22 protein-coding genes are annotated in these 25,978 nt (G+C 73.0%); 8 read left to right on the forward strand and 14 right to left on the reverse strand.

The window, feature by feature from the left end; translation table 11 throughout:
• The first annotated feature begins 106 nt into the window (after positions 1-106).
• Positions 107-1,480 carry a flavin monoamine oxidase family protein gene (locus AC3RJ6_RS05535; protein ID WP_491425893.1) on the forward strand — a complete coding sequence of 458 codons (1,374 nt, stop codon included), beginning with the start codon at positions 107-109 and terminating at the stop codon, positions 1,478-1,480.
• 231 nt (positions 1,481-1,711) lie between these two features.
• Here the strand turns inward: AC3RJ6_RS05535 and AC3RJ6_RS05540 are convergent, their stop codons facing one another.
• The 4 genes from AC3RJ6_RS05540 to AC3RJ6_RS05555 form a co-directional block, all read right to left on the reverse strand.
• Positions 1,712-2,392 (reverse strand): TetR/AcrR family transcriptional regulator, encoded by a 681-nt coding sequence (locus AC3RJ6_RS05540; protein WP_491425894.1) that lies wholly within the window; start codon positions 2,390-2,392, stop codon positions 1,712-1,714.
• 13 nt (positions 2,393-2,405) lie between these two features.
• Positions 2,406-3,695: a diaminobutyrate--2-oxoglutarate transaminase gene (gene ectB, locus AC3RJ6_RS05545; RefSeq protein WP_491425895.1), complete on the reverse strand. Its 1,290-nt coding sequence runs from the start codon at positions 3,693-3,695 to the stop codon at positions 2,406-2,408.
• 83 nt (positions 3,696-3,778) lie between these two features.
• Positions 3,779-4,069, reverse strand: coding sequence for a DUF4287 domain-containing protein (locus AC3RJ6_RS05550; RefSeq protein WP_491425896.1), 291 nt, complete (start codon positions 4,067-4,069; stop codon positions 3,779-3,781).
• 61 nt (positions 4,070-4,130) lie between these two features.
• Positions 4,131-4,526 (reverse strand): cupin domain-containing protein, encoded by a 396-nt coding sequence (locus AC3RJ6_RS05555; protein ID WP_491425897.1) that lies wholly within the window; start codon positions 4,524-4,526, stop codon positions 4,131-4,133.
• A gap of 132 nt (positions 4,527-4,658) precedes the next feature.
• Here AC3RJ6_RS05555 and AC3RJ6_RS05560 point away from each other — a divergent pair, with 132 nt between their 5' ends.
• Entirely contained in the window at positions 4,659-5,648 is a 990-nt protein-coding gene (locus AC3RJ6_RS05560) for an ArsR/SmtB family transcription factor (RefSeq protein WP_491425898.1), read from the forward strand.
• A gap of 10 nt (positions 5,649-5,658) precedes the next feature.
• On the opposite strand, the gene AC3RJ6_RS05565 is transcribed toward AC3RJ6_RS05560, so the two are convergent.
• Together AC3RJ6_RS05565 and AC3RJ6_RS05570 are read right to left on the reverse strand one after the other, a co-directional pair.
• Positions 5,659-6,636 (reverse strand): hypothetical protein, encoded by a 978-nt coding sequence (locus tag AC3RJ6_RS05565; protein WP_491425900.1) that lies wholly within the window; start codon positions 6,634-6,636, stop codon positions 5,659-5,661.
• Positions 6,637-6,706: 70 nt separating this feature from the next.
• Complete coding sequence (locus tag AC3RJ6_RS05570) at positions 6,707-8,071, reverse strand: FAD-binding oxidoreductase (RefSeq protein ID WP_491425901.1); 1,365 nt, start codon at positions 8,069-8,071, stop codon at positions 6,707-6,709.
• Between the two features lie 77 nt (positions 8,072-8,148).
• Here AC3RJ6_RS05570 and AC3RJ6_RS05575 point away from each other — a divergent pair, with 77 nt between their 5' ends.
• Entirely contained in the window at positions 8,149-8,679 is a 531-nt protein-coding gene (locus tag AC3RJ6_RS05575; protein WP_491425902.1) for a GNAT family N-acetyltransferase, read from the forward strand.
• Positions 8,680-8,751: 72 nt separating this feature from the next.
• Here the strand turns inward: AC3RJ6_RS05575 and AC3RJ6_RS05580 are convergent, their stop codons facing one another.
• Both AC3RJ6_RS05580 and AC3RJ6_RS05585 read right to left on the reverse strand, forming a co-directional pair.
• Positions 8,752-11,961 (reverse strand): glycosyl hydrolase family 95 catalytic domain-containing protein, encoded by a 3,210-nt coding sequence (locus tag AC3RJ6_RS05580; protein ID WP_491425903.1) that lies wholly within the window; start codon positions 11,959-11,961, stop codon positions 8,752-8,754.
• Positions 11,962-12,093: 132 nt separating this feature from the next.
• Positions 12,094-13,014: a LysR family transcriptional regulator gene (locus tag AC3RJ6_RS05585; RefSeq protein WP_491425904.1), complete on the reverse strand. Its 921-nt coding sequence runs from the start codon at positions 13,012-13,014 to the stop codon at positions 12,094-12,096.
• A 69-nt stretch (positions 13,015-13,083) separates the two neighbouring features.
• Here AC3RJ6_RS05585 and AC3RJ6_RS05590 point away from each other — a divergent pair, with 69 nt between their 5' ends.
• On the forward strand, positions 13,084-14,853 hold the full coding sequence (locus AC3RJ6_RS05590) for an aminotransferase class I/II-fold pyridoxal phosphate-dependent enzyme (protein ID WP_491425905.1): 1,770 nt from the start codon (positions 13,084-13,086) through the stop codon (positions 14,851-14,853).
• A gap of 10 nt (positions 14,854-14,863) precedes the next feature.
• Here AC3RJ6_RS05590 and AC3RJ6_RS05595 read toward each other — a convergent pair whose 3' ends face one another.
• Genes AC3RJ6_RS05595 through AC3RJ6_RS05610 form a run of 4 tightly spaced genes read right to left on the reverse strand, consistent with a single transcriptional unit; the run spans position 14,864 to position 19,670 of the window.
• Positions 14,864-15,439, reverse strand: a complete 576-nt coding sequence (locus tag AC3RJ6_RS05595; protein WP_491425906.1) for a GNAT family N-acetyltransferase — start codon at positions 15,437-15,439, stop codon at positions 14,864-14,866.
• A gap of 56 nt (positions 15,440-15,495) precedes the next feature.
• The gene (locus AC3RJ6_RS05600; RefSeq protein WP_491425907.1) at positions 15,496-17,484 is read right to left on the reverse strand and encodes a cell wall-binding repeat-containing protein; all 1,989 of its coding nucleotides are present in this window, start codon (positions 17,482-17,484) and stop codon (positions 15,496-15,498) included.
• A 50-nt stretch (positions 17,485-17,534) separates the two neighbouring features.
• A complete protein-coding gene (locus tag AC3RJ6_RS05605; protein ID WP_491425908.1) occupies positions 17,535-18,656 on the reverse strand; it encodes a DNA glycosylase AlkZ-like family protein in 1,122 nt (373 codons plus the stop codon).
• 9 nt (positions 18,657-18,665) lie between these two features.
• Positions 18,666-19,670, reverse strand: a complete 1,005-nt coding sequence (locus tag AC3RJ6_RS05610; RefSeq protein ID WP_491425909.1) for an Lrp/AsnC family transcriptional regulator — start codon at positions 19,668-19,670, stop codon at positions 18,666-18,668.
• Positions 19,671-19,804: 134 nt separating this feature from the next.
• On the opposite strand from AC3RJ6_RS05610, the gene AC3RJ6_RS05615 reads away from it, so the two are divergent.
• The 4 genes from AC3RJ6_RS05615 (at position 19,805) to AC3RJ6_RS05630 (ending at position 24,754) form a co-directional block, all read left to right on the forward strand.
• Positions 19,805-21,055, forward strand: a complete 1,251-nt coding sequence (locus AC3RJ6_RS05615) for an amidohydrolase (RefSeq protein ID WP_491425910.1) — start codon at positions 19,805-19,807, stop codon at positions 21,053-21,055.
• A gap of 47 nt (positions 21,056-21,102) precedes the next feature.
• Positions 21,103-22,482, forward strand: a complete 1,380-nt coding sequence (locus AC3RJ6_RS05620) for a DUF3100 domain-containing protein (RefSeq protein ID WP_491425911.1) — start codon at positions 21,103-21,105, stop codon at positions 22,480-22,482.
• Between the two features lie 29 nt (positions 22,483-22,511).
• Complete coding sequence (locus AC3RJ6_RS05625) at positions 22,512-23,930, forward strand: L-serine ammonia-lyase (RefSeq protein ID WP_491425912.1); 1,419 nt, start codon at positions 22,512-22,514, stop codon at positions 23,928-23,930.
• Between the two features lie 329 nt (positions 23,931-24,259).
• Complete coding sequence (locus tag AC3RJ6_RS05630) at positions 24,260-24,754, forward strand: FBP domain-containing protein (RefSeq protein WP_491425913.1); 495 nt, start codon at positions 24,260-24,262, stop codon at positions 24,752-24,754.
• Positions 24,755-24,766: 12 nt separating this feature from the next.
• On the opposite strand, the gene AC3RJ6_RS05635 is transcribed toward AC3RJ6_RS05630, so the two are convergent.
• On the reverse strand, positions 24,767-25,255 hold the full coding sequence (locus AC3RJ6_RS05635) for a hypothetical protein (protein ID WP_491425914.1): 489 nt from the start codon (positions 25,253-25,255) through the stop codon (positions 24,767-24,769).
• The gene (locus AC3RJ6_RS05640) at positions 25,252-25,899 is read right to left on the reverse strand and encodes a TetR/AcrR family transcriptional regulator (protein WP_491425915.1); all 648 of its coding nucleotides are present in this window, start codon (positions 25,897-25,899) and stop codon (positions 25,252-25,254) included. Before AC3RJ6_RS05640 ends, AC3RJ6_RS05635 begins: the two co-directional genes overlap by 4 nt.
• Positions 25,900-25,978 lie beyond the last annotated feature (79 nt).

Below are 25,978 nucleotides of genomic sequence, written 5' to 3' on the forward strand. Positions count from 1 at the left end.
GGTCGGCACCGACCGCTCCTAGGCTCCTCGCGACGGCCGCGTGCGCGCGCCGCCGTCGAAGGCCCGGGGAACGGGCCTTCCGAAGACTCGATGAGGAGCAGCGAACGTGAGAGAGATCACCCGGGATGTCGTCGTGATCGGCGGCGGGGTCGCAGGACTCGTGACCGCCCGACGACTGGTCGAGGCGGGGAAGTCGGTGGCCCTGCTCGAGGCGCGCGACCGCGTCGGCGGCCGCACCTGGTCGGACACTGTCGACGGCGAGTGGTTCGAGCTCGGCGGCCAGTGGATCTCCGAGGGGCAGGACGCGCTCGTGAGCCTGCTCGACGAGCTCGGCAAGGAGACGTTCCCGCGCTACCGCGAGGGCCGCTCGGTCTACCTCGCACCCGACGGGCGCCGCACTGAGTTCGAGGGCGACGACTTCCCGACCGCGCCCGAGACGGTCGCCGCCATGAACACGCTCATCGCCGCCCTCGACGAGCTCGCCGCCGAGCTCGACCCGGCAGCGCCGTGGGCGCATCCGCGCGCCGCCGAGCTCGACGCGATCGCCTTCAGCGCGTGGCTGCGCACGCTCAGCGATGACGAGGAGGCGATCCGCTCGTTCGACCACTTCATCGCCGGCGGCATGCTCACGAAGCCCGCGCACACGTTCTCGGTGCTGCAGGCCATGCTCATGGCCGCCTCGGCCGGGTCGCTGCACGACCTCGTCGACGACGGGATGCTGCTCGACCGCCGCGTCGTCGGCGGCATGCAGTCGGTCTCGACGCAGCTCGCCGACGAGCTCGGCGACGAGGTCGTGCTGCTGTCATCGCCCGTGCGCAAGCTGACCTGGACCGACGAGGGAGCGGGTCGCGCGGCATCCGTCGTCGCCGAGAGCGACGAGCTGCGGGTGAACGCCCGCTTCGCGGTCGTCGCCGTGCCGCCGAACCTGTACTCGCTCATCCGCTACGAGCCGCACCTGCCGCGCGAGCGCATGGTCGCGCAGCAGCACCAGTCGATGGGTCTCGTCGTCAAGGTGCAGGCCGCGTACGAGACGCCGTTCTGGCGCGAGCAGGGGCTCGCCGGTACGGGCTTCGGCCGCAATGAGTTCGTCTGCGAGGTCTACGACAACTCGACGCACGATTCGACGCGGGGCATGCTCGTCGGCTTCGTCGTCGACGTCGAGGCCGAGCGGCTCTGGGCGATGCCCGACGAGGAGCGGCGTGCCGCGGTGCTCGACTCCTTCGCGGCGTACTTCGGCGACGAGGCGCGCCGGCCCGTCGCGGTCGCCATGTCGGACTGGGGCGACGAGGAGTGGACCCGCGGCGCCTACGCCTGCAGCTACGACCTCGGCGGCCTCAGCCGCTGGGGCCACCTGCAGAACGAGCCCGTCGGTCCGATCTTCTTCGCGTCGAGCGACATCCAGGGCGTGGGCTACCTGCACGTCGACGGCGCGATCCGCATCGGTGCCGACACGGCCGCGCGCATCGTCGAGGCCGGGTAGGTCGGGCCGGGCCCCTCGGGCCGGCGGCCCGGTATCGGTGCGGATGCCGCGGGGCGGCGCCGTACGCCGGCGAGGCATCCACTTCGACGGCGCACCCCAACCCGCCGGCCGGGGTAGACCCGGTCGTCGGATCGCTCTGCAACTCTGCTCCACCACCGATTCTCCGGGGCGTCCCTCCCGTCGGCGCCGCCGCCAGCGTCGCGGTAGGCGCTGGCGTCGCGGCGTGCGGCCCTACGCCCTCGTCCGCCCGGGGTTTCCGTACCGCGCGGCGAGCCCGTCGAGCAGCAGACCGAGCGCGAGCTCGAACGCCCGGTCGGCGACGAGTGCGCGTTCGTCGACGAGCTGCCTGCGGTGCAGCACGTAGGCCTGCGCGACGATGCCGGGCGCCTCGGGCGCGTAGACGTCTTCGGGGCCGAGCGAGTCGATCGCGCCGCCGAACACGAGCTGCTCGATCGCCGAGATCGACGCGAACACCTCGGGCGGCGGAAACCCGGCCGCCTGGAAGCCGACGATCACGCGCTGGTACATCTGCGTCGCCTCGGGGGTGTCGCGGATCGGCAGGTGCGCGTAGATCGCGACGCACTCGCGGTGCGCACGCAGCACGCGCAGGTAGCTCCACGCCCACCGCTCGGTCGCCGCGCGCCACGGCAGCGCACCGAAACCGGAGACGTCGACCTCGCGCACGAGGCGCTCCTGGATCCACGCGAGGATCACCGCGCGGGACGACGCGTGGTTGTAGATCGCGCTCGGCACGACGCCGAGCCGCTCGGCGAGGGCCTGGATCGTGAGCGCACCGGCGCCCCTGCGGTCGACGAGGCGCAGCGCCTCGTCGGTGATGCGCTCGCGGTTCAGCACCGCGACGCGCGGTCGACCGGCGCCGCGCCGCGGTGCTCGAGGCGCGTCGCCGGTCATCGCGTCGGGTCGGTCAGCTCGCGGCGACGGCGGTCGCCGTGACCGCGGCGAGGCTCTCGCGCACGATCGCGAGGCCGCGCAGCAGCTCGTCGTCGGAGATCGTGAGGGCGGGCAGGAACTTGAGCACCTCGTCGAACGCGCCCGAGGTCTCGATGACGAGGCCCCGCGTGAAGGCCTCCTTCGAGATGCGGCCGGCCAGGGTGCGGTCTCCGTCGGCGACGAGGCCGTACATGAGTCCGCGTCCGCGCACCGTGAGGCCGAGCGACGGGTTCTCGACCGCGATGAGCTCGAGCTCGGCGGCGAGGAGCGCCGACTTGCGGGCGACCTCGTCGACGAACGCCGTGTTCGCCCAGTAGGTCTCGAGCGCGACGCGCGCCGACACGAAGGCGAGGTTGTTGCCGCGGAACGTGCCCGTGTGCGCGCCCGGCTTCCACACGTCGACCTCGGGGCGCAGCAGCACGAGCGACATCGGCAGGCCCGAGCCCGAGATCGACTTCGAGACGGTGACGACGTCGGGCACGATGCCCGCGGCCTCGAACGCGAAGAACGCGCCCGTGCGGCCGACGCCCGCCTGGATCTCGTCGAGGATGAGCAGGATGCCGCGCTCGGCCGTGATGGCGCGCAGGCGCTGCAGCCACGGCACGCTCGCGACGTTGATGCCGCCTTCGCCCTGCACCGCCTCGACGATGACGGCGGCGGGCAGGTCGAGGCCCGAGCCCGGGTCGTCGAGCATCTTCTCGAAGAGGTCGAGGGTGTCGACGCCGTCGCCGAGGTAGCCGTCGTAGGGGAGGCGCACGACGTTGTCGAGCGGCTGGCCCGCCGCGCTGCGGTAGTGGCTGTTGCCGGTCGCCGCGAGGGCGCCGAGGCTCAGGCCGTGGAACGCGTTCGTGAACGCCACGACGGTCGGGCGGCCGGTCGCCTGGCGGGCGACCTTGAGCGCCGCCTCGACGGCGTTCGCGCCGGTCGGGCCGGTGAACTGCAGCCGGTGGTCGAGGCCCCGCGGCGCGAGGATGAGCCGCTCGAACGCCTCGATGAACGCGCGCTTGGCCGATGTCGCCATGTCGAGCCCGTGGATGATGCCGTCGCGCTCGAGGTACTCGATGATCGCGCGGGTGAACGCCGGGTTGTTGTGGCCGTAGTTCAAGACGCCGGCGCCGGCGAAGAAGTCGAGGTACTCGCGGCCGTCGGCGTCGACGAGGGTCGAACCGGTCGCCCGGTCGAACACCGTCGGGAACGAGCGCACGTAGCCGCGCACCTCGGACTCGCGGCGGTTGAAGACGTCAAGGTTCGCGGCGTCGCTCATGGCAGGCGGACTCCTCTGCAGATCACGGAAGGCGGTGCATCGAGCCTACGGCCTCGGGCTGGGAGCCATCGACGAAACCGGCGTCACCGGTTCGGGTTCGTCGCCGCGCCGTCGAGCCAGAGCGTCTCGCTGACGTCGCGGTGCACGCCGTCGGTGCCGACGTGCTTCGTGCTGATCTGCGGGCCCTTCGTGATGACGTGCACGAGCGCCATGGCGTGGCCGCGGCCGAGGCCGTAGTCGTCGGCGAGCCACGTGATGATCGGGGTCGCCTTCGTGGTCTCGTCGAAGCCGCGCTCGTGCGCGAGCTCGACGAACTGGCGCGGGGTGAGTCCGGTCTTGGTCTCGATGTTGTCGAGGTAGGCCTGGAACGACATGGTGGATGCTCCTTCGCTCTGGTGGTTCGCAGTGGTCGATGCGGCGCGCGGCGCGGGCGCGTCAGGCCGACTCGTCGGCCCAGGTCTGCACGATCGTCTCGGCGGCGTGGATGCCGATGAGCTGCAGGCGCCCCTCGCCGACGTTCGTGAATCCGTGCCAGACGCCGGCCGGCGCGGTCGCCGTGTCGCCGGCGCGGGCGATGAGCTCGGTGTCGCCGACCGTGATGCGCGCGGTGCCCTCGAGCACGATCCACGTCTCGCTGTAGGGGTGCCAGTGCAGGTCGGCGCCCTGGCCGGGCTCGTTGTCGACGAAGAAGTACGAGATGCGGGCGCCGTGCTCGAGCCCGACGAAGCGGCGCGTGCGGCCCGTGCCGATGCGGAGTTCGTCGGCCGGCACGACGCGGGGCGTCACGGGCGGGGTCGTGGTGGGCGTGAGGGTGATCTCGGCGGCGTTCACGGGGTGCTCCTCGGTTCGGTCGGTTCGGTGTCGGGATGCCGCGGCGCGAGGCTCCCGGTCGGTTCGGGCCGTTCGTCGCTGCGTCTGCGAACAGCCTCCGCCCGAGGCATCCGCAGCCGTTAGAGTTTCGATGTGGATCGAAACTTCGTGGAGTTCCGGCTCGTGCCGGGCGATATCTCGGCGATCCGGTTCGGCGTCTCGCCGGGGCACGAGCTCAGCCACGCCGTGCGGGTGCTGCAGCGGCCCGAGGCGCACCCGCTGCAGTGGGGGTGGCTGCGTGCGGTGCGCGGGCGGGTGCCGCGCGAGGCGTTCGAACTGCTCGCCGTGGTCATCGGCGTCGACGGGTACATGCCCGACTTCCTGACCTCCGAGCCCGGCTGGGACCTCGAGCCCGAGGAGGAGGCGGCCCGGATGCGGGTCGCACCGGTCGAGCCGATGCTCGTCGACCTGCACAAGATGGTCGTGCGGTCGGAGGGGGCGCGGCAGCAGGCGATCCGGCGCATGATCGACGAGCCCGAGCGGGCGCGCGCGATGATCGCCGACGCGTGGAGCGACGTGTGGGCCGCCGTGCTCGCGCCCGTGTGGACGCAGCTCGAGCGGCTGCTGCGCGCCGACATCGCGGTGCGGTCGCGACGGATCGCGACCGCGGGCGTGGGGGCGATGGTCGGCGAGCTGCACCCCTCGGTGAGCTGGAGCGACGACGCCGTGCGCGTCGAGCTGCGGCTGCATCGCGAGGCGCTCGACTGCCGCGGATCGGGGCTCGTGCTCGTGCCGTCGGTCATGTCGTCGTTCGGCTGCATGGTGCTCACCGAGCCGCCGGCGCAGCCGACCGTGTTCTACCCCGCCCAGGGCGTCACCGAGACCTGGGCGCGCGACCCGGCGTCGACGGCCGCGGCGCTCGGGGCGCTCATCGGCCCGGCGCGAGCCGAGATCCTGCTCGGGGCCCACACCGCGCGCACGACCTCGCAGGTCGCCGCCGACACGGGGCTCGCGATCTCGACCGCCTCGCACCACCTCTCGGTGCTGCGCGAGGGCGGGCTCATCACGTCGTCGCGCGACGGCGCCCGGGTGATGCACCTGCGCACGCCGCTCGGCGAGGCGCTCGTCGGGGCGATGCTCTGAGGCGGCAGACCTAGACCGCCGCCGCGTCGACCCAGCGCAGCACCCGCAGGGCCCGCAGCGTGTTCCAGCGGCTCGGCTCGCCCTCGGGGGCGTCGAGCGCGAAGTACACCTCGCCGTGCCAGGGCTGCCCGGCGAGCCAGCGACCGTCGGCGCTGCGCGTGGAGACCAGCAGGTCGACGGCGTCGGCGATGCGGGCGTCGGGCGCGTCGCCCGTCGACCGGAAGTAGTCGAGCGCCCGCAGCACGTCGTAGAACCAGTAGGTGGGGAACGCGAAGTTGCGGTACCGGGGGAGCACGATCTCGCCCGTCGACCGCCGACGGAACAGGTTGCGCTCGAGCAGGTACTCCTCGCCTCGACGGCGCGCCGCGGTGACGGCGGCGAGGTCGGCGGTCGGCGGGGCGGCGTCGTCTCCGGCGGTCGCCGTGCCGGTGCCGCCCACGATCGCCTGCTCGTACCCGAGGAGCCCCTCGAGCACGCAGAGGGTCGAGTCGAACGACGAGCGCTCGGACTCGTCGCGCGGCTCGCAGTTCCAGCCGCCGTCGGGCAGTTGCTCGTCGAGCAGTCGCGCGATGATGCGATCGCTGCCGGCGCCCAGCACGCCGAAGTAGGCACCCGCCGCGAGCACCCCGCCGTTGATGCACTCCTCGACCTCGCCGTGGAAGAACGGCAGGTCGCCCCAGTAGTGCCAGGTGACGCCGTCGCGAACGCGTTCGATCGCGCGGCGCACCGGCGGCGCCTCGGGCTCGGCGCCGAGTCGGCGCAGCGACTGCAGCGACCACATGACGCTGCGCCGATCGCCGTCTTCGCCGTACTCGTCGTCGTTCCAGTACCCGCGCTCGTCTTGGAGGGCGAGCAGGCGCGCGCCCCAGCCCTCGGCGGCGACTCGTCGGCGCTCGGCGGCGGCACCCTCGGGGTCGTCGCGCAGGTCGTGCAGCACCTGCCAGCGGATCGCGGGATCGGAGTCGAGCAGCCAGTCGATGGCGTCCATGCGGTCATCATCGCCGACGCCTCCGACAGCCGCCACCCGCTGCGGAATCCCCGCCATGTCGCGCGGCGGGTCAGCCGAGCGGGCGGTTGCTCCGGATCAGCCCGTCGGGATCGAGGCGGCTCTTCACGCCGGCGAGCCGCTCGAGCACCGCAGGTGCGTAGGCGTCGGCGAGGCTCGTCTGCCCGCCGAGGAAGCTCGGCACCGTGCCCTCGGCCGGGTACCTCGCCGCGAGCTCGCGCAGCGGTGCGAGGGCGGCGGCCGCGTCGACCGCCGCATCGAGGAGCAGCACGCCCGAGCTGAGGAGTCCGGGGGCGTGCACCGCGCCGACGACCGAGAGCTCGGCACCGAGCTCGTCGGCGATCGCGCCGCCCATCGCCCGGATGCTGCAGCGGGTCAGGCCGTGCTCGGCGCCGCGCACGAACGCGTCGACGAAGTCGCGTGCGAAGGTCTCGTCGAGTGGGCCGATCGCGGTGCCGAAGTCGGCGATCGGCGCGGGGTCGACGGGTTCGGCGGCCACCGCCGCGAGCTGGCCGATCGTGAAGGGGGTGAGCGCGTTCGCGATCGGCTCGGCGACGGCGAGCAGCCGATCGGCGAAGCCGCGCCCGGTCGCCTCGTCGCCGACGTGGACGAGGCCGACGGTCGCGACGGTGCGGCCGCGCAGGTGCGGGGGCATGACGGGCAGGTCGGGGAAGCGCATCATGCCGATGTCGAGCCCGAGCCGGGGCTCGTCGTGCGCGAGGGCGAACGCCGCGGTGAGCACGGGCACCGCCTCGTCGGCGGGGAACACGAGGCCGCCGCCGTAGAGCTCCTCGCCGGGGAACAGTTCGAGCTCGATCGCGGTGATCACGCCGAAGAGCCCGCCGCCGCCGCGGAGCGCCCAGAGCAGCTCGCCGTCGTCGGCGTCGGTCACCCGGCGCAACTCGCCCGCCGCGTCGACCAGTTCGACCGCGATGATCGAACGCGCGGTGAGCCCGTACCGGCGGCTGAACATCGACTGGCCGCCGGCGATCGCGAGCGCCACGACGTTCACCTCGGGGTTCGAGCCGGCGAGGCCGATCAGGCCCGTGCCCTCGAGGGCCGCAAGGGCGCGCCCCCAGTTGACGCCGGCACCCGCGCGAAGCACCCGGGCCTCGACGTCGACGTGCAGTTCGTCGAGCCGGCGGGGTCGCACGAGCACGACGCCGTCGAGGTCGTCGGAGGCTCCGTGCCCGTTGGGCTGCGTGGTGACCCCGAGGCCGGCGTCGCGGGCGGCGCGCACGACGGCGCGCACGTCGTCGACGTCGGCGGGCTCGGCGATCGCGGCCGGGCGCTGGTCGACCGAGCGGTTCCACGGGGCGCGCGCGGCGTCGTAGCCGGCGTCGCCGGGCAGCAGCAGCGTGCCGCGAAGCACGGCGCGGAGCGGGTCGAGCAGGGCGGGGTCGTGCGAGGCGGTCATCGGTGTCCCTTCGTCGCGCACAAGCTAGCGCCCACCGCCGACACCGGGCGCGGCGCGGCGGCTGGCAGACTGGCGGCATGCCCCCTGCAGCATCCGTCCGCCCCGCCGTGCCCGCCGACCGCCTCCCCGTCGACCTCGAGATCCGCGGCGACCGCTACACGTTCCGCCGCACTCGTCGCGACGATCTGCCCGGCCTCGTCGCGATGATCGCGGCCGACTCGATCCGCCGCGACGACGAGTACGCCGACCCCGAGCACCTCGGACGCTACGAGCGCGCCTTCGACGCGATCGACGTCGACCCGGCGCAGACGCTCGTCTCCGTCGACGACGCCGACGGCCGGCTCGTCGGCACGATGCAGCTCACGATCATCCCGGGGCTCGCGCGCGGCGGCGCCTTCCGCCTACAGATCGAGGCCGTCCGCGTCGCCGACGACCTGCGCGGTCGCGGGGTCGGCAGCGCGATGATCGGCTGGGCGGTCGACGAGGCCCGCGCGAGCGGGGTGGCGCTCGTGCAGCTCACCTCCGACGCCCGACGCGAGGATGCGCACCGCTTCTACGAGCGGCTCGGCTTCGCGGCATCCCACGTGGGGTTCAAGCTCTTCACCTGATCGTCCGCGAACACGACGGATGCCTCGGGCCGAGCCCGAGGCATCCGTCATCGGTGCTCGTGGACCGAGCCGTCAGTCGGCCGGCCCGAGGTCGCGCATCGCGTTGCCGGCCGTCGGGTTCGCGGGCTTCACCTTGCGGCGATCGCCGTTCACCACGACGGTGACGTTCGACATGTTCGGCGCGCGGTCGGCGACGACGTCGTACGACACGACCTCGCCGTCCTTCCATTCGCAGCTCACCCGGTAGCCGCCGCGAGCGCGCAGGCCGGTGAACGACCCCGATGCCGCCCAGTCGGCCGGCAGCGCCGGCAGCAGCCGGATCGCGCCGTCGTGGCTCTGCAGCAGCATCTCGGCGATGGCGCCCGTGATGCCGAAGTTGCCGTCGAGCTGGAACGGCGGGTGGTTGCACCACAGGTTCGAGAGCGTGTTGTAGGTCAGCAGGCCCCGCACCATGACGCCGGCGCGCTCGGCGTCGCCGAGGCGGGCGAACAGCGCGGTGCGCCACGGCCACGTCCACGAACGACGGCTGTCGCCCGAGACGGTGCCCGCGGTGAACGGCACGCCCTCCTTCTCGCCGCAGCGCGCCTTGAGCGACACGAGGGCGGCCGCCGCGAACTCGGGCGACGACGGCGTGATCTGCCGGCCCGGGTACACCGCGAACAGGTGCGAGGTGTGCCGGTGGATGTCGGTCGGGCTGTCGCGGTCGGCCTGCCACTCCTGCAGCTGGCCCCAACTGCCGATCTTGTTCGGCGCGAGCCGCGACTGCAGGTCGGCGATCGTCGCCCGGTACTCGACGTCGGCGCCGAGCTCCTCGTCGCCGAGCGCGTCGGCGCAGTCGAGGTAGTTCTGGAACAGGTCCCAGATGATCTGCTGGTCGTACATGACGCCGTCCTCGCGGGGGCCGTGCTCGGGCGACCAGCCGTCGGGCGCCACGAGGGTGCCGTCGGGCCGCTCCTTCAGGCGGTCCTGCCAGAACTCGCAGATCTCCTTGATCATCGGGTACGCGACGTCGCGCAAGTACGTCTTGTCCTGCGTGAACGCCCAGTGCTCGTACACGTGCTGCATGTACCAGGCGCTCGCGACCGTGTTCCACTCCCACGAGTTGCCGCCGAAGATGCTCTGCGAGGTGCGCGCCGTCCAGCCGCGGGTGTTCTCGCCGAAGGCGTTGCGGGTGGCGACCCGGCTCGGCACCGCGACCTGTTGCACGAACGCGATGAGCGCCTCGTGCGACTCGGGCAGGTCGGTCGTCTCGGCGCCCCAGTAGTTCATCTGCACGTTGATGTTCGTGTGGTAGTCGCTCGCCCACGCCGGCTGGTTGCTGTTGTTCCAGAGCCCCTGCAGGTTCGCGGGCAGCCCGCCCGGCCGCGACGAGCTCAGCAACAGGTAGCGGCCGAAGTCGTACATCGACTGCTCGAGCGTCGGGTCGGACTCGCCCGCGCCGTAGCGGGCGAGCCGCGTCGTCGTGGGCAGCGCCAGCACCGAGGCATCCGTCTCGCCCCACTCGACCGCCGCACGCGACATGAGCTCGGAGACCTGGGCGACGTGCTCGTCGAGCAGGTCGTCGAAGCTGCGGGCGGCCGCGGCGTCGAGCGCGGCGTCGATGGCCGGCTGCGGCGCGGCGCCGCGCCAGCCGTCGGCGGCGCTCAGCTTGTAGTCGGTGCGCGCATCGAGGAGGAGCGTGATGCTCGACGCCCCGGTCACGCGGAGCCCGGCGCCGTCGGCCGTGACCTCGCCGTCGGTGTCGGCGATGCGCACGGTCGCCGCGTGGCTGAGGTCGTTCGCCATGGTGCCCGCGAAGCCGATGCGGCGTGCTGCGGCGTCGGACGACGCGGGGGAGTTCTCCTGCTCGGAGGCGAGGGTGATCGTGCCCGTCAGCGCGCCGGCGGTGTCGCTCGTGTAGCGCAGCACGACGACGTCGGCCTCGCGGCTCGCGAACGCCTCGCGCAGCACGGTGCCCGCGACGGTCGCGAAGTGCGCGGTGTGCACGCCGACCGTCGGGTCGAGCGCCCGGCGGTAGCCGACCACGTTGCGCTGGCCGCGGGTCGTGTAGCCCGAGCCCGTGAACGCGACGCCGGCGAGGCGGAACGCCCCCGGCGCCGTGAACGTCAGCCGGTACTGCGAGTAGGCCGTCGAGTTCTGGAACGAGAAGCTCTTCGCCTCGCCGCGGCCGCCGAACGCGACGCCCGACCGCGTGTCGAGGGCCTTCCACGTGAGCCCGTCGTTCGAGGCGGCGAGCACCCAGTCGCGCGGATCGGCCTCGGGCGCATCGGGCCCGCTCGTCAGCACGTAGCCCGTGAGCGCCCGCTTCGCGCCGAGCTCGAGCTGCCACGCGGCGCCCGACCCGGCGTCGGCGACCTGCCAGACCGTGGATGCCTCGCCGTCGACGCTGCCCACGAGCGAGTCGTCGTGCCCCGTCGGCGACGAGACGTACACGCTGCCGCCGGCCGCGAGCTCGACGCCGCCCAGTCCGATCTCGGCGACCTGGAAGTGGCTCACGCCCGCCTTCGGCACGAAGTCGACGCGGTAGAAGCGGTAGGCGGTCGCGTTCGGGAACTCGTAGGTCTTCGTCTGGAAGCGCTGCTCGAACGCTGCGCCGGTGCGCGAGTCGAGCGTCGCCCAGGTGCTGCCGTCGTTCGAACCGAGCACTCGCCACTCCTGCGGGTCGCGGGCGGGCACGTCGTTCGCGCTCGTGAAGCTGTACGACGTCACCACGGCGGCCGTCGGCAGTTCGGCCTGCCAGAGCACGTGCGCGGGCGGGCCGTCGATGCACCACTTCGTCTGGCTGTTGCCGTCGTAGCTCTTGTCGACGTCTTCGGCGCCCCAGATCTTGTACGGGCCGCCCGGCGCGGTGACCTTCGGCCGCGCGCCGAACCCGATCGTGAGGGTGCCGAAGTCGCGGTACGAGCCGAACCCGGTGACGCTCGTGTCGTACGCGCCGTCGGGCTTGCCGGCGAGCGCGTTGTCGTAGTCGTTGAGCCCGCCCCAGAGACTCTGCTCGTTGAACTGCACGACCTCTTCGTCGGGGTTGCCGAAGAGCATCGCGCCGAGGCGGCCGTTGCCGATCGGCAGCGCCTGCGTCTCCCAATCGGTCGCGGGGGTGCCGTACCAGAGGGCCTTGGGCGAGAGATCGGGCACCGGGATGCCGCGGCCGGCCGTGGCCATCCGGCCGCCGACGAGCGCGGCCGCGGGCTGGGCGGCGAGGAACTGGGGGACGAGCGGGGCCAGTGCGACGAGCCCGCCGAGCTGCAGGGCGCGACGGCGCGGAATCTCGCGTTGGAGCATCGGGGGAACCTCCGGAGCATCATTGATCTGGTGTTTGACACGGCAGTGCCCGCCGCTCATCACGAAACGGCGCGGCGCGACCCATCCTGCCGGATTAAAGATCGGATGTATAGGGCGGGTTTGCGACGTCAATCATGCAAGCGCTCTCACCATGAGCGCGACGAGCCCGGGGTCGAGCGTCGGCGCCGTCGCGAGCGACACGGTGCGCGAGAGTTCGAGGCCGGGTACCTCGAGCACGGCCAGGTCGCCGCGCACGGGCGGCAGTGCGAGCTCGGGCACGAGGGCGACGCCGAGGCCCGCGGCGACGTACTCGACGACGACGCGGTAGTCGTCGCTGCGCGGACCGATGACCGGGTCGAAGCCCGCTCGCAGCGCCGCGGTGCGGAACGCCGAGTCGATCGGATCGTCGTCGAGCGTGCCGACCACCCATCGGTCGCCGGCGAGGGCGCGGAGCGGCACCCGGTCGGCGTCGGCGAGCGGATGCCCCGTCGGCACGACGAGCGAGAAGCGCTCGGTGAACAGGGGAGTGCTCGCGTAGCCGGGCGCCGCGCGAGGCGTCTCGCCGGGCGCCGAGTAGACGACCGCCGCGTCGAGGTCGAGCCGCACGAGCGCCGACTGCAGTACGTCGAGCTCGGCCTCGGTGACGCGCGCGACGAGCCCCGCCGCGTCGAACTCGGCCACGAGCGCGGGCAGCAGCCGGGCGGCAGCCGTCGGGAACACGCCGAATCGCACCGTGCGCCGGGCGTCGCCGAGTGAGCGGCGCACCTCGTCGAGCGCCCGGTCGGCGCGGTCGACGATCGCGGCGGCGTGGGGCAGCCAGAGCCGGCCCGCCGGGGTGAGCTCGGTGCCCGCCGCCGAGCTCTCGACGACGGCGGCGCCCGTGGCCCGGGCGAGACCCGTGAGGTGGTGCGCGACCGTGGGCTGGCTCCACCCCAGCTCGCGGGCGGCGGCCGCCACCGAGCCGTGCTCGGCGATCGCGCGGAGTGCACGCAGCTGGCGCAGGTCGATCACGTCGGCTCCCGTCGTCGTCGTCGCGGGCTGGCTTGGAGTCAATAGCTGCTATTGATCATTCCAGAACATCAGCTATTCCGTATGGAGTCGAGGCACGGAACGATGGAGGACATGCCCACCCCCTATGCCGACGCCGTCGCCCGCTACGCCGAAGCCGACCGCGCCCGGGTCTACGTGCCCGGCCACGCCGCCGACCCCGCCGCCGCTCCCGGCCTCGCCGAGTGGTTCGGCTCCGACCTGCTGCAGCGCGACGTGCCGCCGCTCCTGGCCGGCATCGACAAGGGGCCGGGCAACCCGCTCGCCGAGTCGCTCGCGCTCGCCGCTCGCGCCTGGGGCGCGCGACGCACCTGGTTCCTCACCAACGGGGCCTCCCAGGGCAATCGCGTCGCCGCGCTCGCGCTCGGCGCGTACCGCGAAGCCGCCGCGCCCGTCGTCGGACAGCGCAGCGCGCACTCGTCGTTCATCGACGGCGTGATCCTCGCCGGCCTCGCGCCGCGATTCGTGGCACCGGCCATCGACGCGCGGCTCGGCATCAACCACGGGGTCTCGCCCGAGTCACTGCGTGCCGCGCTCGCCGAGGTCGACACGCCCAAGGGCGTCTACCTCATCTCGCCGAGCTACTTCGGGGCCGTCGCCGACATCGCCGCGCTCGCCGAGATCGCGCATGCCGCCGGTGCACCCCTCATCGTCGACGCCGCATGGGGCGCGCACTTCGGCTTCCACCCCGACCTGCCCGAGAACCCGCTGCGGCTCGGCGCCGACCTCGTCATCTCGAGCACGCACAAGCTCGGCGGCAGCCTCACGCAGTCGGCCATGCTGCACCTCGCCGACGGCCCGTACGCCGACGAGCTCGAGCCGCTCGTCGAGCGCGCCTTCATGCTGACGCAGTCGACGAGTGCGAGCTCACTGCTGCTCGCCTCGCTCGACCTCGCCCGCGACGCGCTCGAGACCGGGCACGACCGCATCGCCGCGTCGATCGCCGCGGCCGACCGGCTGCGCGACGAGATCCGGGCCCGCGGCCGGTTCGGCATCGTGAGCGACGGCTTCGGCGACTTCGACGACATCGTCGACGCCGACCCGCTGCGCGTCTCGATCGACGTCGCCCGCGGCGGACTGCACGGGCACACCGTGCGCGACCGTCTCGAGCACGAGGGCGTCTCGTTCGAGATCTCGACCGACTCGGCCGTCGTCGCCGTGCTCGGCGCCGGCGTCGTGCCCGACGTCGACCGCATCGTCGAAGCGCTGCACGCGATCGCGCCCGAGGTGGGCGCGAGGGAGGCATCCGCATCGACCGCGGCCGGGGCGACCGCGGTCGAGGCGACCGCCGGCCAGGTGGCGCTGCCCTCGCCCGGCCGGCTCGCGATGCTGCCGCGGGAGGCGTTCCTCGCCCAGGGCGAGGCGGTGCCGGTCGCCGAGGCGATCGGCCGTGTCTCGACCGATGCGCTCGCCGCCTACCCGCCGGGCATTCCGAACGTGCTGCCCGGCGAGGTGATCACCGCCGAGGTCGTCGCGTTCCTGCAGCGCATCGCCGCCACCCCGGGCGGCTACGTGCGCGGAGCCGTCGACCCGTCGCTCGCGACGCTCCGCGTCGTGCGGGCCGACGCCCCCGCCGCCGCCGCCACTGCTGCCGGCGACGCCGACGCCGCCCACGACCACGAGCCGGTCCGCCGGCGCTCGACGTCGCACCTCGACGCCGCCCCCGCCGAGGGGCTCTCCGCGGTGCCGGCCTCGCGTCGCTCGGCCGCACCGTCGCGTTCGGTCGTCGCCGGTGCACAGGTCGTCGCCGGCGCACAGGTCGTCTCGGGCGCTCCGATCGTCTCGGGCGGCCGGGCCGACGTACGTGAACCGGGCGCGGCGCCCGAAGCGGCGCTCGTCGGCTGACGCGCTCCGGTCAGGCGAGGTCGAGCCGCATGATCACGCGGGGGTGGCCGGAGAGCACCGACGTGGTGTCGGAGGCCTTCGTGAACCCGGCCTCTTCGAAGACGGCGCGCGTGCCGACGTAGGCCATCGTCAGGTCGACCTTCTCGCCGCGATTGTCGACCGGGTAGCCCTCGATCGCCGGTGCGCCGTGATCGCGGGCGAACTCGACCGCGCCGGCCAGCAGATGGTGCACGAGGCCCTTCTTGCGGTGCCCCGGTCGCACCCGGAAGCACCAGACCGACCAGACGTCGACGTCGTCGACGTGGGGGATGCGCCGGTTCTTCGAGAAGCTCGTGTCGGCGCGCGGATGCACCGCGGCCCAGCCGACCGGCTCGCCGTCGTCGTAGGCGAGCACGCCGGGAGGCGGCTCTTGCGCGCAGAGCTCGCGCACCCGCGCCGAGCGGTCGGGCTCGCGCAGCGCGACGTTCTCTTTCGAGCTCAGCAGGCGGTAGCTCAGGCAGAAGCACACGTTCGACGTCGGCTTCTTGGGACCGATCACCGCCGCCACGTCGTCGAACACGTTCGCCGGACGCACCTCGATCGTCATGAGATCAGTCTGGCATCGACCACCGACGCGCGATCGCCGCTGCACCCCCGGGGGGTCTACTGCTGCGGCAGCATCCACTCCGACTGCGCCCGCTCGAAGCTCTGCGCCGGGTTCTGCGGCGTCCAGTCGGCGCGCAGCCGGTCGGCCCACACGGTGAACGCGTCGTCGCCGGTGAGCCGGGCGAGCGTGTCGAGCTGCCACGAGTGGATGGGGTGGTAGTTCGCGTTCTGCCACTTCGACGACTGGCAGTACTCGGCCTGCACGCAGTAGTACGACACCCCGCCCGGGACCCGCACGAGCGGCATCATGCGGTCGAGCACGGTCGTCGCACCGCCGTCGAGGTAGGCGGCCACGGCGGGATCGCCCGTGCGACGCCAGTAGTCGTAGAGCCCGAACATCGCGAACACGTGGCCGTTCAGCACGAGCAACGGCGGCTGGTTGCCGGCGTACTCCTCGAAGTAGAGGTGGTCGTCGATGACGAGGCTCGACCACGGGGCCGACTTCGAGTACGACTGCGTGAAGCTCTTCCAGGTGCGGTCGGCCGCATCGTCCCATTTCGCACGACCCGTCGTCTCCGCGAGCCGCGTGAACAGCGAGAGCGCCTCGCCCTGGGCCATCGCCGAGTACCACGGCGCCTTCAGCGTGCGCTGGTAGTAGCTCCACGGGAACCGGTAGGGGTACCACCACGCGCCAGTGCGCTCGGTGCGAATGGCGATGAGGCGGTCGGCGTGCCGCACGGCGCGGTCGAGCCACACCCGTTCGCCCGTGCGCTCGTACTCGAGCAGGGCCGAGATGCCGTACTGCGCGTAGGCGACGGGATGGTCGGCGCGCACGCCGTTGTCCAGCCGGCGGTAGATGAGCAGTCCGCTCGAGTCGAGCTTGACGCTGCCCGATCGCACATCGACCGGCGGCCGGTCGCTGTAGGGCGCGTCGGCGTCGACCGAGAACGAGAACGCGCTCGTGGACCAGTCGGCGAGCGGCTCGTTCGTGACCGGGTAGACGCATCGGGCCGCATCGGCGGCCGCCGACGAGACGACGGCCGTTCCGCCGAGCACGACGCGGCTCGGCGCGCCGACCGAGGCGATCGAGTCGCCGACCACCGGCGGCACGCACGTGCGCTGGGTGAGGTCGAGCGGGGCGGCGAGCCGGCCGGCGAGCGCGCCCGCCGACAGCGCGTCGGGGAAGTCGAGCCCCGTCGCGAGGAACCCGACCTGGGCCGACCCCGGCGCGAAGTACGCACGGTTGATGGCGGCCGCCGTCTCGTAGCGGCTCGCGCCGCCGTAGCGCTTCACGGTGTACCCGGCGTTGCGCAGCTGCGTCTGGATCGCCCCTGTGACCGCACCGGTGCCGCCGGCGATCGAGACCGAGGTCGCGCCGAGCCGGTCGAGGGTCGCGAGCGCCGCGGCACCGACGCCCGAGCCGGCACCGTCGACGAGCACGACGGGCGCCTTGCGCGCACCGGCTGCACCCGTAGCGGCAAGGGCGTCGGGAAAGGTGCGCCCGGTGGCGATGATCGCGTGCGACGACCGCGAGAACGCCGCGTCGAGCACCGCACGGCCGGTCGCGTAGCGGTCGCGGCCCGCGAGGCGCGTCGTCGGCGCGATGCCGCGCAGCGTGCGCTCGACGCCCGCGCCGACGACGGCGGTGCCGCCGACGACGTAGATGCGGGCGGGCTTGAGGCGCGCGATCTCGGCGCGCACGGCATCGGGCAGTCGCGTGGCCGGAGTGAGCAGCAGCGGGCCGCCCTTGAGTGCGGCTGCGCTCGCCGCGGAGAGCGCGTCGGGGAAGTCGGCGCCCGTTGCGACGAACACCGCCGGCACGCCGGGGGAGTAGCGCTTCGACACCGCGACGGCGGTCTCGTACCGCGAGGCGCCGCTGAGGCGGGTGACCCCCGCCGGGAACGGCGAGATCGCGGCGGGTGCCGCGGCGACCCCGGTGCGCGCGCCGGTCGGTGCGGCGGCGGTCGCTGCCGTCGGTGCGACGAGCAGCGTTGCCAGCACGGCACCGGCGGCGAGGACGGCGGCTGGGAGCAGGCGAGGACGCATCGGAGGACTCTCCATCGGGTCGAGGGCGCGTTCGGGGCGCCGCATCGATGCTAACCGCGACCGGCCCCGAACCCGATCCACTCGGCGAGGGCGGCCACCTCGTCGTCGACCGCCTGCCGCATCGCACGGTCGAACGGCACGTCCTCGTGCACGGCGTTGACGACGAGCACGCCGGCGGCGCGATCGGCCTTCGCGTCGAGCTTGCCGACGAGCCGGTCGCCGTGCAGGATCGGCAGCGCGAAGTAGCCCCAGCGCCGTTTCGCGGCGGGCTTGTACATCTCGAGCACGTACTCGAAGTCGAAGAGCTGCTGCGCGCGCACCCGGTCGTAGACGAGCCGGTCGAAGGGCGACAGCAGTGCCGTGCGCCCCTCGAACGGCCGGCCGGATGCCTCGTCGCGGAGCCCGGCGAGCAGCGCCGGGTCGACCCGCCACTCGCCCGGGACACCGTCGACGACGGCCGGTTCGCCGGCGAGGCCGACGTCGACCGGTTCCAGCGGCATCTTCGTGCTCTTCGACCGGGCGATGCCGAGCGAGCCGAGCCGAAGGGCGTTGCGCTCGGCGGTCGCGGCCTCGGGGGTGAGTGCGGTACGGTCGCCCTCGGCCGGCGGGTAGACCCGCTCGGCGAGGCTCCACAGCCGCTCGCGGCCCTGCCGCCCGGCGATCGCGATCTCGCCGGCGAGCGCGAGCGCTTCGAGCATGCGCCCGAGGTTGCGGTCGTGCGTCCATCCGCTCGACTGCCAGGGCACCGTGCTCGTGTCGGGGATGTCGCGCGAGAGCAACGGCTCGGTCGCCGATGCCAGCCGTCGCAGGACGTCTCGGCGGAACCCGTCGTTCTGCTCGAGCCAGTCGCGCAGGCGCGGCCACTCGGGGAAGGCCGCCATCTCGGGGCGGAGCAGGCGGAGGTCGTCGATGGGCCGGATCAGCGCGTCGAGTTCGAACAGCGCACGGTCGCGCTCGAGCGCCGCGGTGAGGTCGCTCGGCCGGTAGGACCCGCCGAGCCGGCTCCATGCGACGAGGTCGGCGTTCGGCGCGATCGCCGCGGTGGGGTCGACCTGCAGCAGGTTGAGGTCGCGCACGAGCTCGACGAGATCGGCCGGCCGGGCGGCTTCGAGCCGCTGCGCGCGCACCGCGAGCCGGCGCGCGGTGGTGCGGTCGAGACGGTGCGGCTCCATGGCTCGACGCTACTGCCGGCCGCCGACGAACCCGGTGGCCCGAGTGTCGGGGCCGACGGTGTGCCCCATGAGCTTCGCCATGCGCAGCACGACCGAGCGGTCGGCGATGCGCGATCCCTGGAGCGCCTGTTCGAGCGCCATCTCGAAGCGGTTGACGTCGGCGATCTGCCGCAGCCACACCGCGAGGATCAGGTTGTACCGACTCGACGCCGTGAAGGCGAGGCGCACCTCGGGCACCGCCGTGATCGCGGCGCGGGCCGCCTCGATCGTGCGCGCGGGCGCCTCGACGAAGTACCAGGTGTACACGGGCCAGCCCGAGACGGCGCGGGCGATGTCGGTGCGGAACCGCAGTTGCCGGTGCGCGCGGAGGGTCGCGATGCCGTCGGCGACGCGCTGCGGGGTGAAGCCGTGCCGCTCGGCGATCGCGGCGACGCTCACCCGGCCGTCGGCCCACACCTCGTGCTCGATCGCCTCGCGCAGGTCGTCGGGAACGTGCCTCGCCGCCCTGGCGCGCGGCGGGCGCGGCGGGCGCACCCGTGCGGCCTCGTCGGGCGCGAGCGCGCGCAGCCGCCAGTCGCCGCCCTCGATGAGGATCTCGTTGACGAGGTGGGTGCGCACGGTGCGCACGCCCTTCATGACGCCGATCCGCTGCACCGCCCATTCCGAGAGCGCCGCCATGTCGGGGGCGAAGACGAGCGCGAGCAGGTCGCGCGAGCCCGAGCAGAAGTCGAGCACGAAGACGAACGGGTCGCGCTGCAGGGCCGAGATCGCCTCGTCGATGCGGGTGAGGTCGCACTCGATCTCGAGGAAGGCGGCCTGGCCCCGACGGCTGTACCCGGTGATCCACACGATGCCGTCGTCGCGCAGCCTCGTCCAGCGGCGTGCGAGCGTGGCGGCGTCGACGCCCACGACGGGGGCGAGCTCCGACCAGCTCGCGCGCGGCTCGATCTGCAGCCCGTGCAGCAGGCGCAGGTCGGTCTGGTCGAGATCGAGCGAACCGGGTTGACGACTCATGGTGGCCCCCTCATCGCACGAGCGGCATCGAATCATGCAAGCCGATCCGATTCTACGCGGATTCGGCGCAGCAGAACGTGGTGAGTGCACGCATGGCTCAGGATTCCCTCCATCCAGCAACCGAAGGATGCCTCATGACTCTCACGAACCCCGTCGACTCGCTCGCCGCGACGAACGCCGTCATCGACGCCGGCAAGCGCCGCGCGGCCGCCGAGGCCGACGACCGCCGGGCGCAGCTCGTGCGGCTCAGCCACGACATCCACGCCGACCCCGAGCTCTCGTGGCAGGAGCACCGCGCCGCCGCCCGCATCGCCGCCGACCTGCGCGAGGCCGGTTTCGAGGTCGAGGTCGGCGCCTACGCCATCCCGACCGCGATCAAGGCGACGATCGGCAGCGGCGACCTCACGGTCGCGATCTGCGCCGAGTACGACGCGCTGCCGGGAGTCGGCCACGCGTGCGGCCACAACGTGATCGCCGCGGCGGGCGTCGGCGCCGCCCTCGCGCTCGCCCCGCTCGCCGACGAAGCGGGCCTGCGCATCAAGCTGCTCGGCACCCCCGCCGAGGAGCACGGCGGGGGCAAGGTCTCGATGCTGCGCGCCGGCGCCTGGGAGGACGTCGACCTCTCGCTCATGGTGCACGGCATGACGGGCGTCGACCGTTCGGCGACGTCGTTCCGCTCGACGGCGGTCGACCGCTTCGAGGTCGAGTTCACGGGCCTCACGGCGCACGCGGCGGGCGCACCCGAGCAGGGCGTCAACGCCGCCGCCGCCTCGACGCTCGCGCTGACCGCCATCGCGCTGCTGCGCCAGCAGTTGCCGAAGGACACCAACCTCAACGCGTTCACCTCGCTCGGCGGCGAGGCGACGAACATCATCCCCGACCGCACCGTCGTCCAGGTCGAGGCCCGCGCCTACGACCTCGACGTGTGGCGCGACATGAAGCGACGGGTGCTCGCCTGCTTCGAGGGCGCCGCGATCGCGACCGGCTGCGGCTGGTCATGGCGGGCCACGGAGCATCCCTACGCCCCGCTCGACCCCGACCCGACGCTCGCCGGCCTGTGGGACCGCAACCTCGAGGACCTCGGACGCACGATCGTCGCCGGTCCCTCGATCGGGGGCGGCTCGACCGACATGGGCAACGTCTCGCAGGTCGTGCCCTCGATCCACCCGATGATCGCCTTCCTCGGGCACGACGACGTGCCCCACAACCCCGCCTTCGCGGCCGCGGCCGCGACCCCCGAGGCCGACGACGCCGTCATCGACGCCGCCGTCGCCATGGCTTGGACGGTGCTCGACGTCGCCTACGACGCCGAACTCCGCGCCGACTTCGCCAGCCGCACCGCCGAGCGTCCCGCCGGCGCCACCCGCATCACCCTCGAGGCCTGAACGGCTCGACGACGAGTCGCCGCCTCCCTTCCCCCAGGAGTACCGTCATGTCCACGAAGCACGAACCGAGCGTCGCCGCCTCGAGCGATGCCGCGCGAAAGGTCGCCGCTGCTGTGACCCTGTCCCTGCGCAGTCCCAAGCTGTGGGTGCTCATCGCGCTCATCATCGGCCTCGCGGCCGGTGCGCAGGCGATCGGCCCCGTCGTCATCCCGATCGGCGCCGCGGCGGTCACGCTGCTGCCCATGATCTGGGGCCTCATCGCCGGCACCGTCGTCTCGGGCCAGAAGCTCAAGCCGATGCCCGCCGATCTGCAGCGCGCCGCGACCGTCGTCATGGGCGTCGCCGTCCTCGTGCTCTGCGCCCGGCTCTCGTTCACGATCGGCCCGAACATCCCGCTGCTGCTGCAGGCCGGACCCGCGCTCCTGCTGCAGGAGGTCGGGCACCTGTTCGGCACGATCGCGCTCGCGCTGCCCCTCGCCGTGCTGCTGCGCATGGGCCCGGCGACGATCGGCGCGACGTTCTCGATCGACCGCGAGTCGTCGTTCGCGATGGTCTCCGAGAAGTACGGCTCCGACACCCCGCAGTACCGCGGCGTGCTGTCGATGTACGTGTTCGGCACGATCTTCGGTGCCGTGATCGTGAGCCTCGTCGCCTCGCTCTGCGTCTCGATGGGGGTCTTCGACCCGATCGCCCTCGCGATGGGTTCGGGCGTCGGCTCCGGGTCGATGATGGCCGCCGCCTCCGGCGTCATCGTCGCCGCCCACCCCGAGCTGCAGGACCAGGTGCTCGCGGTCGCCGCGACCTCGAACCTCATCACGGGCGTGCTCGGCCTCTACATCGGCGTGTGGGTGTCGCTGCCCCTCGCCGACCGCTTCTACAAGCTGCTCACCCGCAACCGCGACGCGAAGCTGCCCGGTGCCGAGAAGCTCAGCGAGCAGGACCTCGCCGCGACTCGCGCGACCGCCGCCGTGCTGCTCGAGACGCCCAAGGTCAAGGTCGGCCTGTGGAGCTCGCTCACCATCATCGGCGTCGCCGGCGTCATCGTCACGATGATCGCGGTCAAGGGCTTCCAGTGGGAGATGATCGCCACCTACGTGCTGCTGTCGCTGCTGACCGCGCTCGGGGTCGGGGTGGCGAAGCTCACCCGGGGCAAGGTGCCGGCCATCATCGTGGTCATCACGGTCGGCGCCCTCATCACCTCGCCGATCTCACCGGTGGCGGCGTGGATCGCCCAGGCGTCGGCGAGCGTCGACTTCCTCTCGGTCATCACGGTGATGCTCACGATCGCCGGACTCAGCCTCGGCAAGGACCTGCCGATGCTGAAGAGCATCGGCTGGAAGATCATCCCGGTCGGCACGGTCGCGATCATCGCGTCGTTCCTGCTCTCGACGGTCGTCGCCGAGTTCGCGCTCGGGTTCTGGTCCTGACCGGTGCGGCACTGATCGGGGTTACGGCCATGTTCACGGATGCCGCCACCGCGGTCGAGCGCGGGGTCTACGTCTCCGCGCTCGACCTCTTCTCGATCGGCATCGGACCGTCGAGCTCGCACACGGTCGGGCCGATGCGGGCGGGGCTCCGGTTCCGCAGGGCCGTCGAGGTGCTCGGCTTCGCCGGTCGCGTCACCCGCTACGAGTGCCGGCTGCACGGCTCGCTCGCCTCGACGGGCATCGGCCACGGCACGCCCGACGCGGTGATCGCGGGCCTGCGCGGTCACGCACCCGAGACGGTCGACCCGGTGCTCGTGCACGGCGAGTGGGAGCGGCTCGCCGCGGGCGAGACGCTGCTGGTCGACGACGCCCCGCTCGTCGCGGGCGACCTCGTGTTCGAGCCGTTCGCCCGCGAGCACGGGCACCCGAACGCGCTCACGCTGTCGGCCTGGGCGGGCGGGGAGCACGTGCTCGAGGCGACCTACCTGTCGGTCGGCGGCGGCTTCATCGTGCGGGCGGGCGCGCACGGCGTGCCCGACGTGCCGGTGGCCGCGATGCCCGCGTCGGGCTATCGCAGTGCGGCCGAGCTGCTCGCACGGTGCGCCGCGGAGGGTCGCACGATCGCGGAGCTCGCGTGGCGCGACGAGGTCGCGCTGCACGGGGCGCTCGGCGCCGCTCGCGGCTTCGACGCGATATGGACGACGATGCGCGACTGCATCGCCCGGGGGCTGCGCACCGAGGGCGTGCTGCCCGGCCGGCTGGGGGTGCCGCGGCGCGCGGCCGCCGCCTGGCGCGAGCTCGAGGCACGCGATGCGGCCGCCCGCACGGGCGCGGGCGTCGCCTCGACGGGTGCGGAGGTCTCGGCCGAGGAGCGTCTCGCCGTCTATGCGATGGCCGTCAACGAGGAGAACGCCGCCGGCGGCCGGGTCGTGACCGCACCCACCAACGGGGCGGCGGGGGTGCTGCCGGCGGTGCTCCACCACGCGGCATCCGGTCGGTTCGACGACGTCGCGTTCATTCGGCGCTTCCTGCTCACCGCGACCGCCATCGGGTCGATCATCAAGGCCAACGCGACGATCTCGGGCGCCGAGGGCGGCTGCCAGGCCGAGGTCGGCTCGGCGTGCGCGATGGCGGCCGCCGGGCTCACCGCGGTGCGCGGCGGTACGCCCGCCCAGATCGAGAACGCGGCCGAGATCGCGATCGAGCACCACCTCGGCCTCACGTGCGACCCGGTCGGCGGGCTCGTGCAGATCCCGTGCATCGAGCGCAACGCGGTCGCGGCGTCGACGGCCCTCACCGCGAGCCGGCTCGCGCTGCTCGGCGACGGGTCGCACATCGTGAGCCTCGACACGGCGATCGAGACGATGCGGCAGACGGGCGCCGACATGTCGAGCCGCTACAAGGAGACGAGCGAGGGCGGGCTCGCGGTCAACGTCGTCGAGTGCTGACGGCCGCGACCCGCGCGGACGAGATGGAGGAACTTCCGGGCCGCACCCGGCGTGTCGCGCGCCCCCGGGCGGCGTGTCGGACGGTTCTTCCTCCGGTTCGAACACCGGGGTAGACTCGGCGACCGTGAATCACGCTGACCTGCCCGCGAACGCTCGCGGGTGCGAGGAGGTACCGGGCGCCGTGCGCGCCACGATGAGATGACCCCGCCCGCGGTCCACGGCTTCGCGCCTGGGCCGCCGTCGGTCGCGCCCCGAAACGCCCGCGGCCGTCGTCGTCTCCGAGTCAGCGTGCCGCCACATCGGGCGGTGAACAGAACAGGTTCCGATTCATGCTTCCCATCTCCGATGCGCAGATCCGCGCATCCTTCGTCAACGCCACCGTCCGCGAGCGCAACACGCTCACCCTGCCCGACGGGTTCGCCGAGCTCGACTGGGAGCGCCGCGACTTCCTCGGCTGGCGCGACCGCAAGCTGCCCAACGTCGCCTACGTCGTCGCCGAGGTCGACGGCGAACTCGTCGGCGTCATGCTGAAGCGCGCCGAGGGCCGCATGCGGGCGCGTCCGCAGTGCGCCTGGTGCGAAGACGTGCACCTGCCGAACGACGTGCTGTTCTTCATCGCGCGGCGCGCGGGCCAGGCCGGCCGCAAGGGCGACACGGTCGGCACCCTCGTCTGCGCCGACTTCCAGTGCTCGGCGAACGCGCGCAAGCGGCCGCCGACCGCGTACGTCGGCTTCGACGTCGAGGCGGCCCGCGACCGCCGCGTCGAGGCGCTGCGGCAGAACGTGCTCGGCTTCATCCGCGCCGTCGGCGCGGGCGCCGACTGACGCGGGGCGGCCTCACTCCGAGGCAGGCTGCTCCGACGCCTCGGGGGAGCCGGCCTCGCAGTCGCTGCCGCCCGAGATGAACGACCCCTCGGTCGACATCGCGAAGACGAGCTGCGAGCGCCGGTCGTTCTGCGCCGTGAGGCGGCGACCGAGTTCGCCGCCGTCGACGATCTCGGTCTCGTAGCCGTGCTCGCCCCACAGCTCGGCGACCCTGTCGAGGTTCGCGTCGATCGCCGCCTCGTCGCTCGCACCACCGCCGAGCCGGGAGAGGGCGTACTGCAGCCCGCTCTCGCCCTCGACGGTTCGGCATTCGAATGGCGAGGGGTCGTCGCGGTTCTCCCATTCGCCGCCGATCAGGTTCTCGGTGTCGGCGAAGAGGGCGACGAGCTCATCGCGGGCGGTCTCGGCGGACGCATCCGGTGGTGCTTCCGCCGTGCAGCCGGTGATCGCGAGGCTCGCGGCGAAGGTCGCCGCGATCAGGGTGCCGGCACGGGCGGTCATGACCGCTCCGCTTCGTTCGCGCGGCGGGCGACCGACGACCCCGTCCGCCGGCCGAACACGAGCGCGTCGAGCAGCACCTCGAGCGAGGCCTGCACCCGGGCGTCGGTCCACGCCTCGGGGTCCTCGATGGCCTTGACCTCGTACCCGCGGCAGTAGAGGTACAGGATGTCGGCGATGTGCGCCGCCTCGTCGCGATCGACGGGTTCGTCATCGACCACGACCTGCTCGGCCCCCGCGAGGAACTTGCCGTAGGTGGCATCCGTCACGCCCTTCACGACCTCGTAGGCGCGCCGGTTCGCGCCGCGCACGTCGGCGATGACCTCGATCCAGAGGCTGCGCAGCACGTTCTCCTCGGGGGAGGACGAGCACATCCAGCGGGTGAGCTCGGCGAGGCGCTCGACGCCGACGAGGTCGCCGAGGTGGGCGGCGCGCGACTCGTCCCACTGGGCGCGGGCGTGGTCGAGCGCGTTCGCCATGAGGAGCGCCCGCGAGGGCACGAAGTTCGTGATGTAGGCGGTCGAACGGTCGAGCCGCTCGGCGACCGCGCGCAGCGTCACGGCGCGGGTGCCGCGCTCGCGCGCGACCTCGACCGTCGCGCGGGCGATGTCGGCGAGCCGCTCGTCGGGGTCGACCTCGATCGGCACGGGCCCTCCCTCCGTTCGGTCGTTCGCTCGGTCTGCTCGAAGCGTCGTTTGACAGCCTGACACGTCGAGGGTACGTTTC

It is taken from the genome of Agromyces cucurbitae (assembly GCF_058349945.1).

Bases quoted from the DNA above. Each gene is read 5' to 3' on its own strand.
- AC3RJ6_RS05540 (WP_491425894.1), bottom strand. From the start codon at position 2,392: ATGACCGGCGACGCGCCTCGAGCACCGCGGCGCGGCGCCGGTCGACCG.
- ectB (WP_491425895.1), bottom strand. From the start codon at position 3,695: ATGAGCGACGCCGCGAACCTTGACGTCTTCAACCGCCGCGAGTCCGAG.
- AC3RJ6_RS05550 (WP_491425896.1), bottom strand. From the start codon at position 4,069: ATGTCGTTCCAGGCCTACCTCGACAACATCGAGACCAAGACCGGACTC.
- AC3RJ6_RS05565 (WP_491425900.1), bottom strand. From the start codon at position 6,636: ATGGACGCCATCGACTGGCTGCTCGACTCCGATCCCGCGATCCGCTGG.
- AC3RJ6_RS05570 (WP_491425901.1), bottom strand. From the start codon at position 8,071: ATGACCGCCTCGCACGACCCCGCCCTGCTCGACCCGCTCCGCGCCGTG.
- AC3RJ6_RS05575 (WP_491425902.1), top strand. From the start codon at position 8,149: ATGCCCCCTGCAGCATCCGTCCGCCCCGCCGTGCCCGCCGACCGCCTC.
- AC3RJ6_RS05580 (WP_491425903.1), bottom strand. From the start codon at position 11,961: ATGCTCCAACGCGAGATTCCGCGCCGTCGCGCCCTGCAGCTCGGCGGG.
- AC3RJ6_RS05590 (WP_491425905.1), top strand. From the start codon at position 13,084: ATGCCCACCCCCTATGCCGACGCCGTCGCCCGCTACGCCGAAGCCGAC.
- AC3RJ6_RS05595 (WP_491425906.1), bottom strand. From the start codon at position 15,439: ATGACGATCGAGGTGCGTCCGGCGAACGTGTTCGACGACGTGGCGGCG.
- AC3RJ6_RS05600 (WP_491425907.1), bottom strand. From the start codon at position 17,484: ATGCGTCCTCGCCTGCTCCCAGCCGCCGTCCTCGCCGCCGGTGCCGTG.
- AC3RJ6_RS05605 (WP_491425908.1), bottom strand. From the start codon at position 18,656: ATGGAGCCGCACCGTCTCGACCGCACCACCGCGCGCCGGCTCGCGGTG.
- AC3RJ6_RS05610 (WP_491425909.1), bottom strand. From the start codon at position 19,670: ATGAGTCGTCAACCCGGTTCGCTCGATCTCGACCAGACCGACCTGCGC.
- AC3RJ6_RS05615 (WP_491425910.1), top strand. From the start codon at position 19,805: ATGACTCTCACGAACCCCGTCGACTCGCTCGCCGCGACGAACGCCGTC.
- AC3RJ6_RS05620 (WP_491425911.1), top strand. From the start codon at position 21,103: ATGTCCACGAAGCACGAACCGAGCGTCGCCGCCTCGAGCGATGCCGCG.
- AC3RJ6_RS05625 (WP_491425912.1), top strand. From the start codon at position 22,512: ATGTTCACGGATGCCGCCACCGCGGTCGAGCGCGGGGTCTACGTCTCC.
- AC3RJ6_RS05630 (WP_491425913.1), top strand. From the start codon at position 24,260: ATGCTTCCCATCTCCGATGCGCAGATCCGCGCATCCTTCGTCAACGCC.
- AC3RJ6_RS05635 (WP_491425914.1), bottom strand. From the start codon at position 25,255: ATGACCGCCCGTGCCGGCACCCTGATCGCGGCGACCTTCGCCGCGAGC.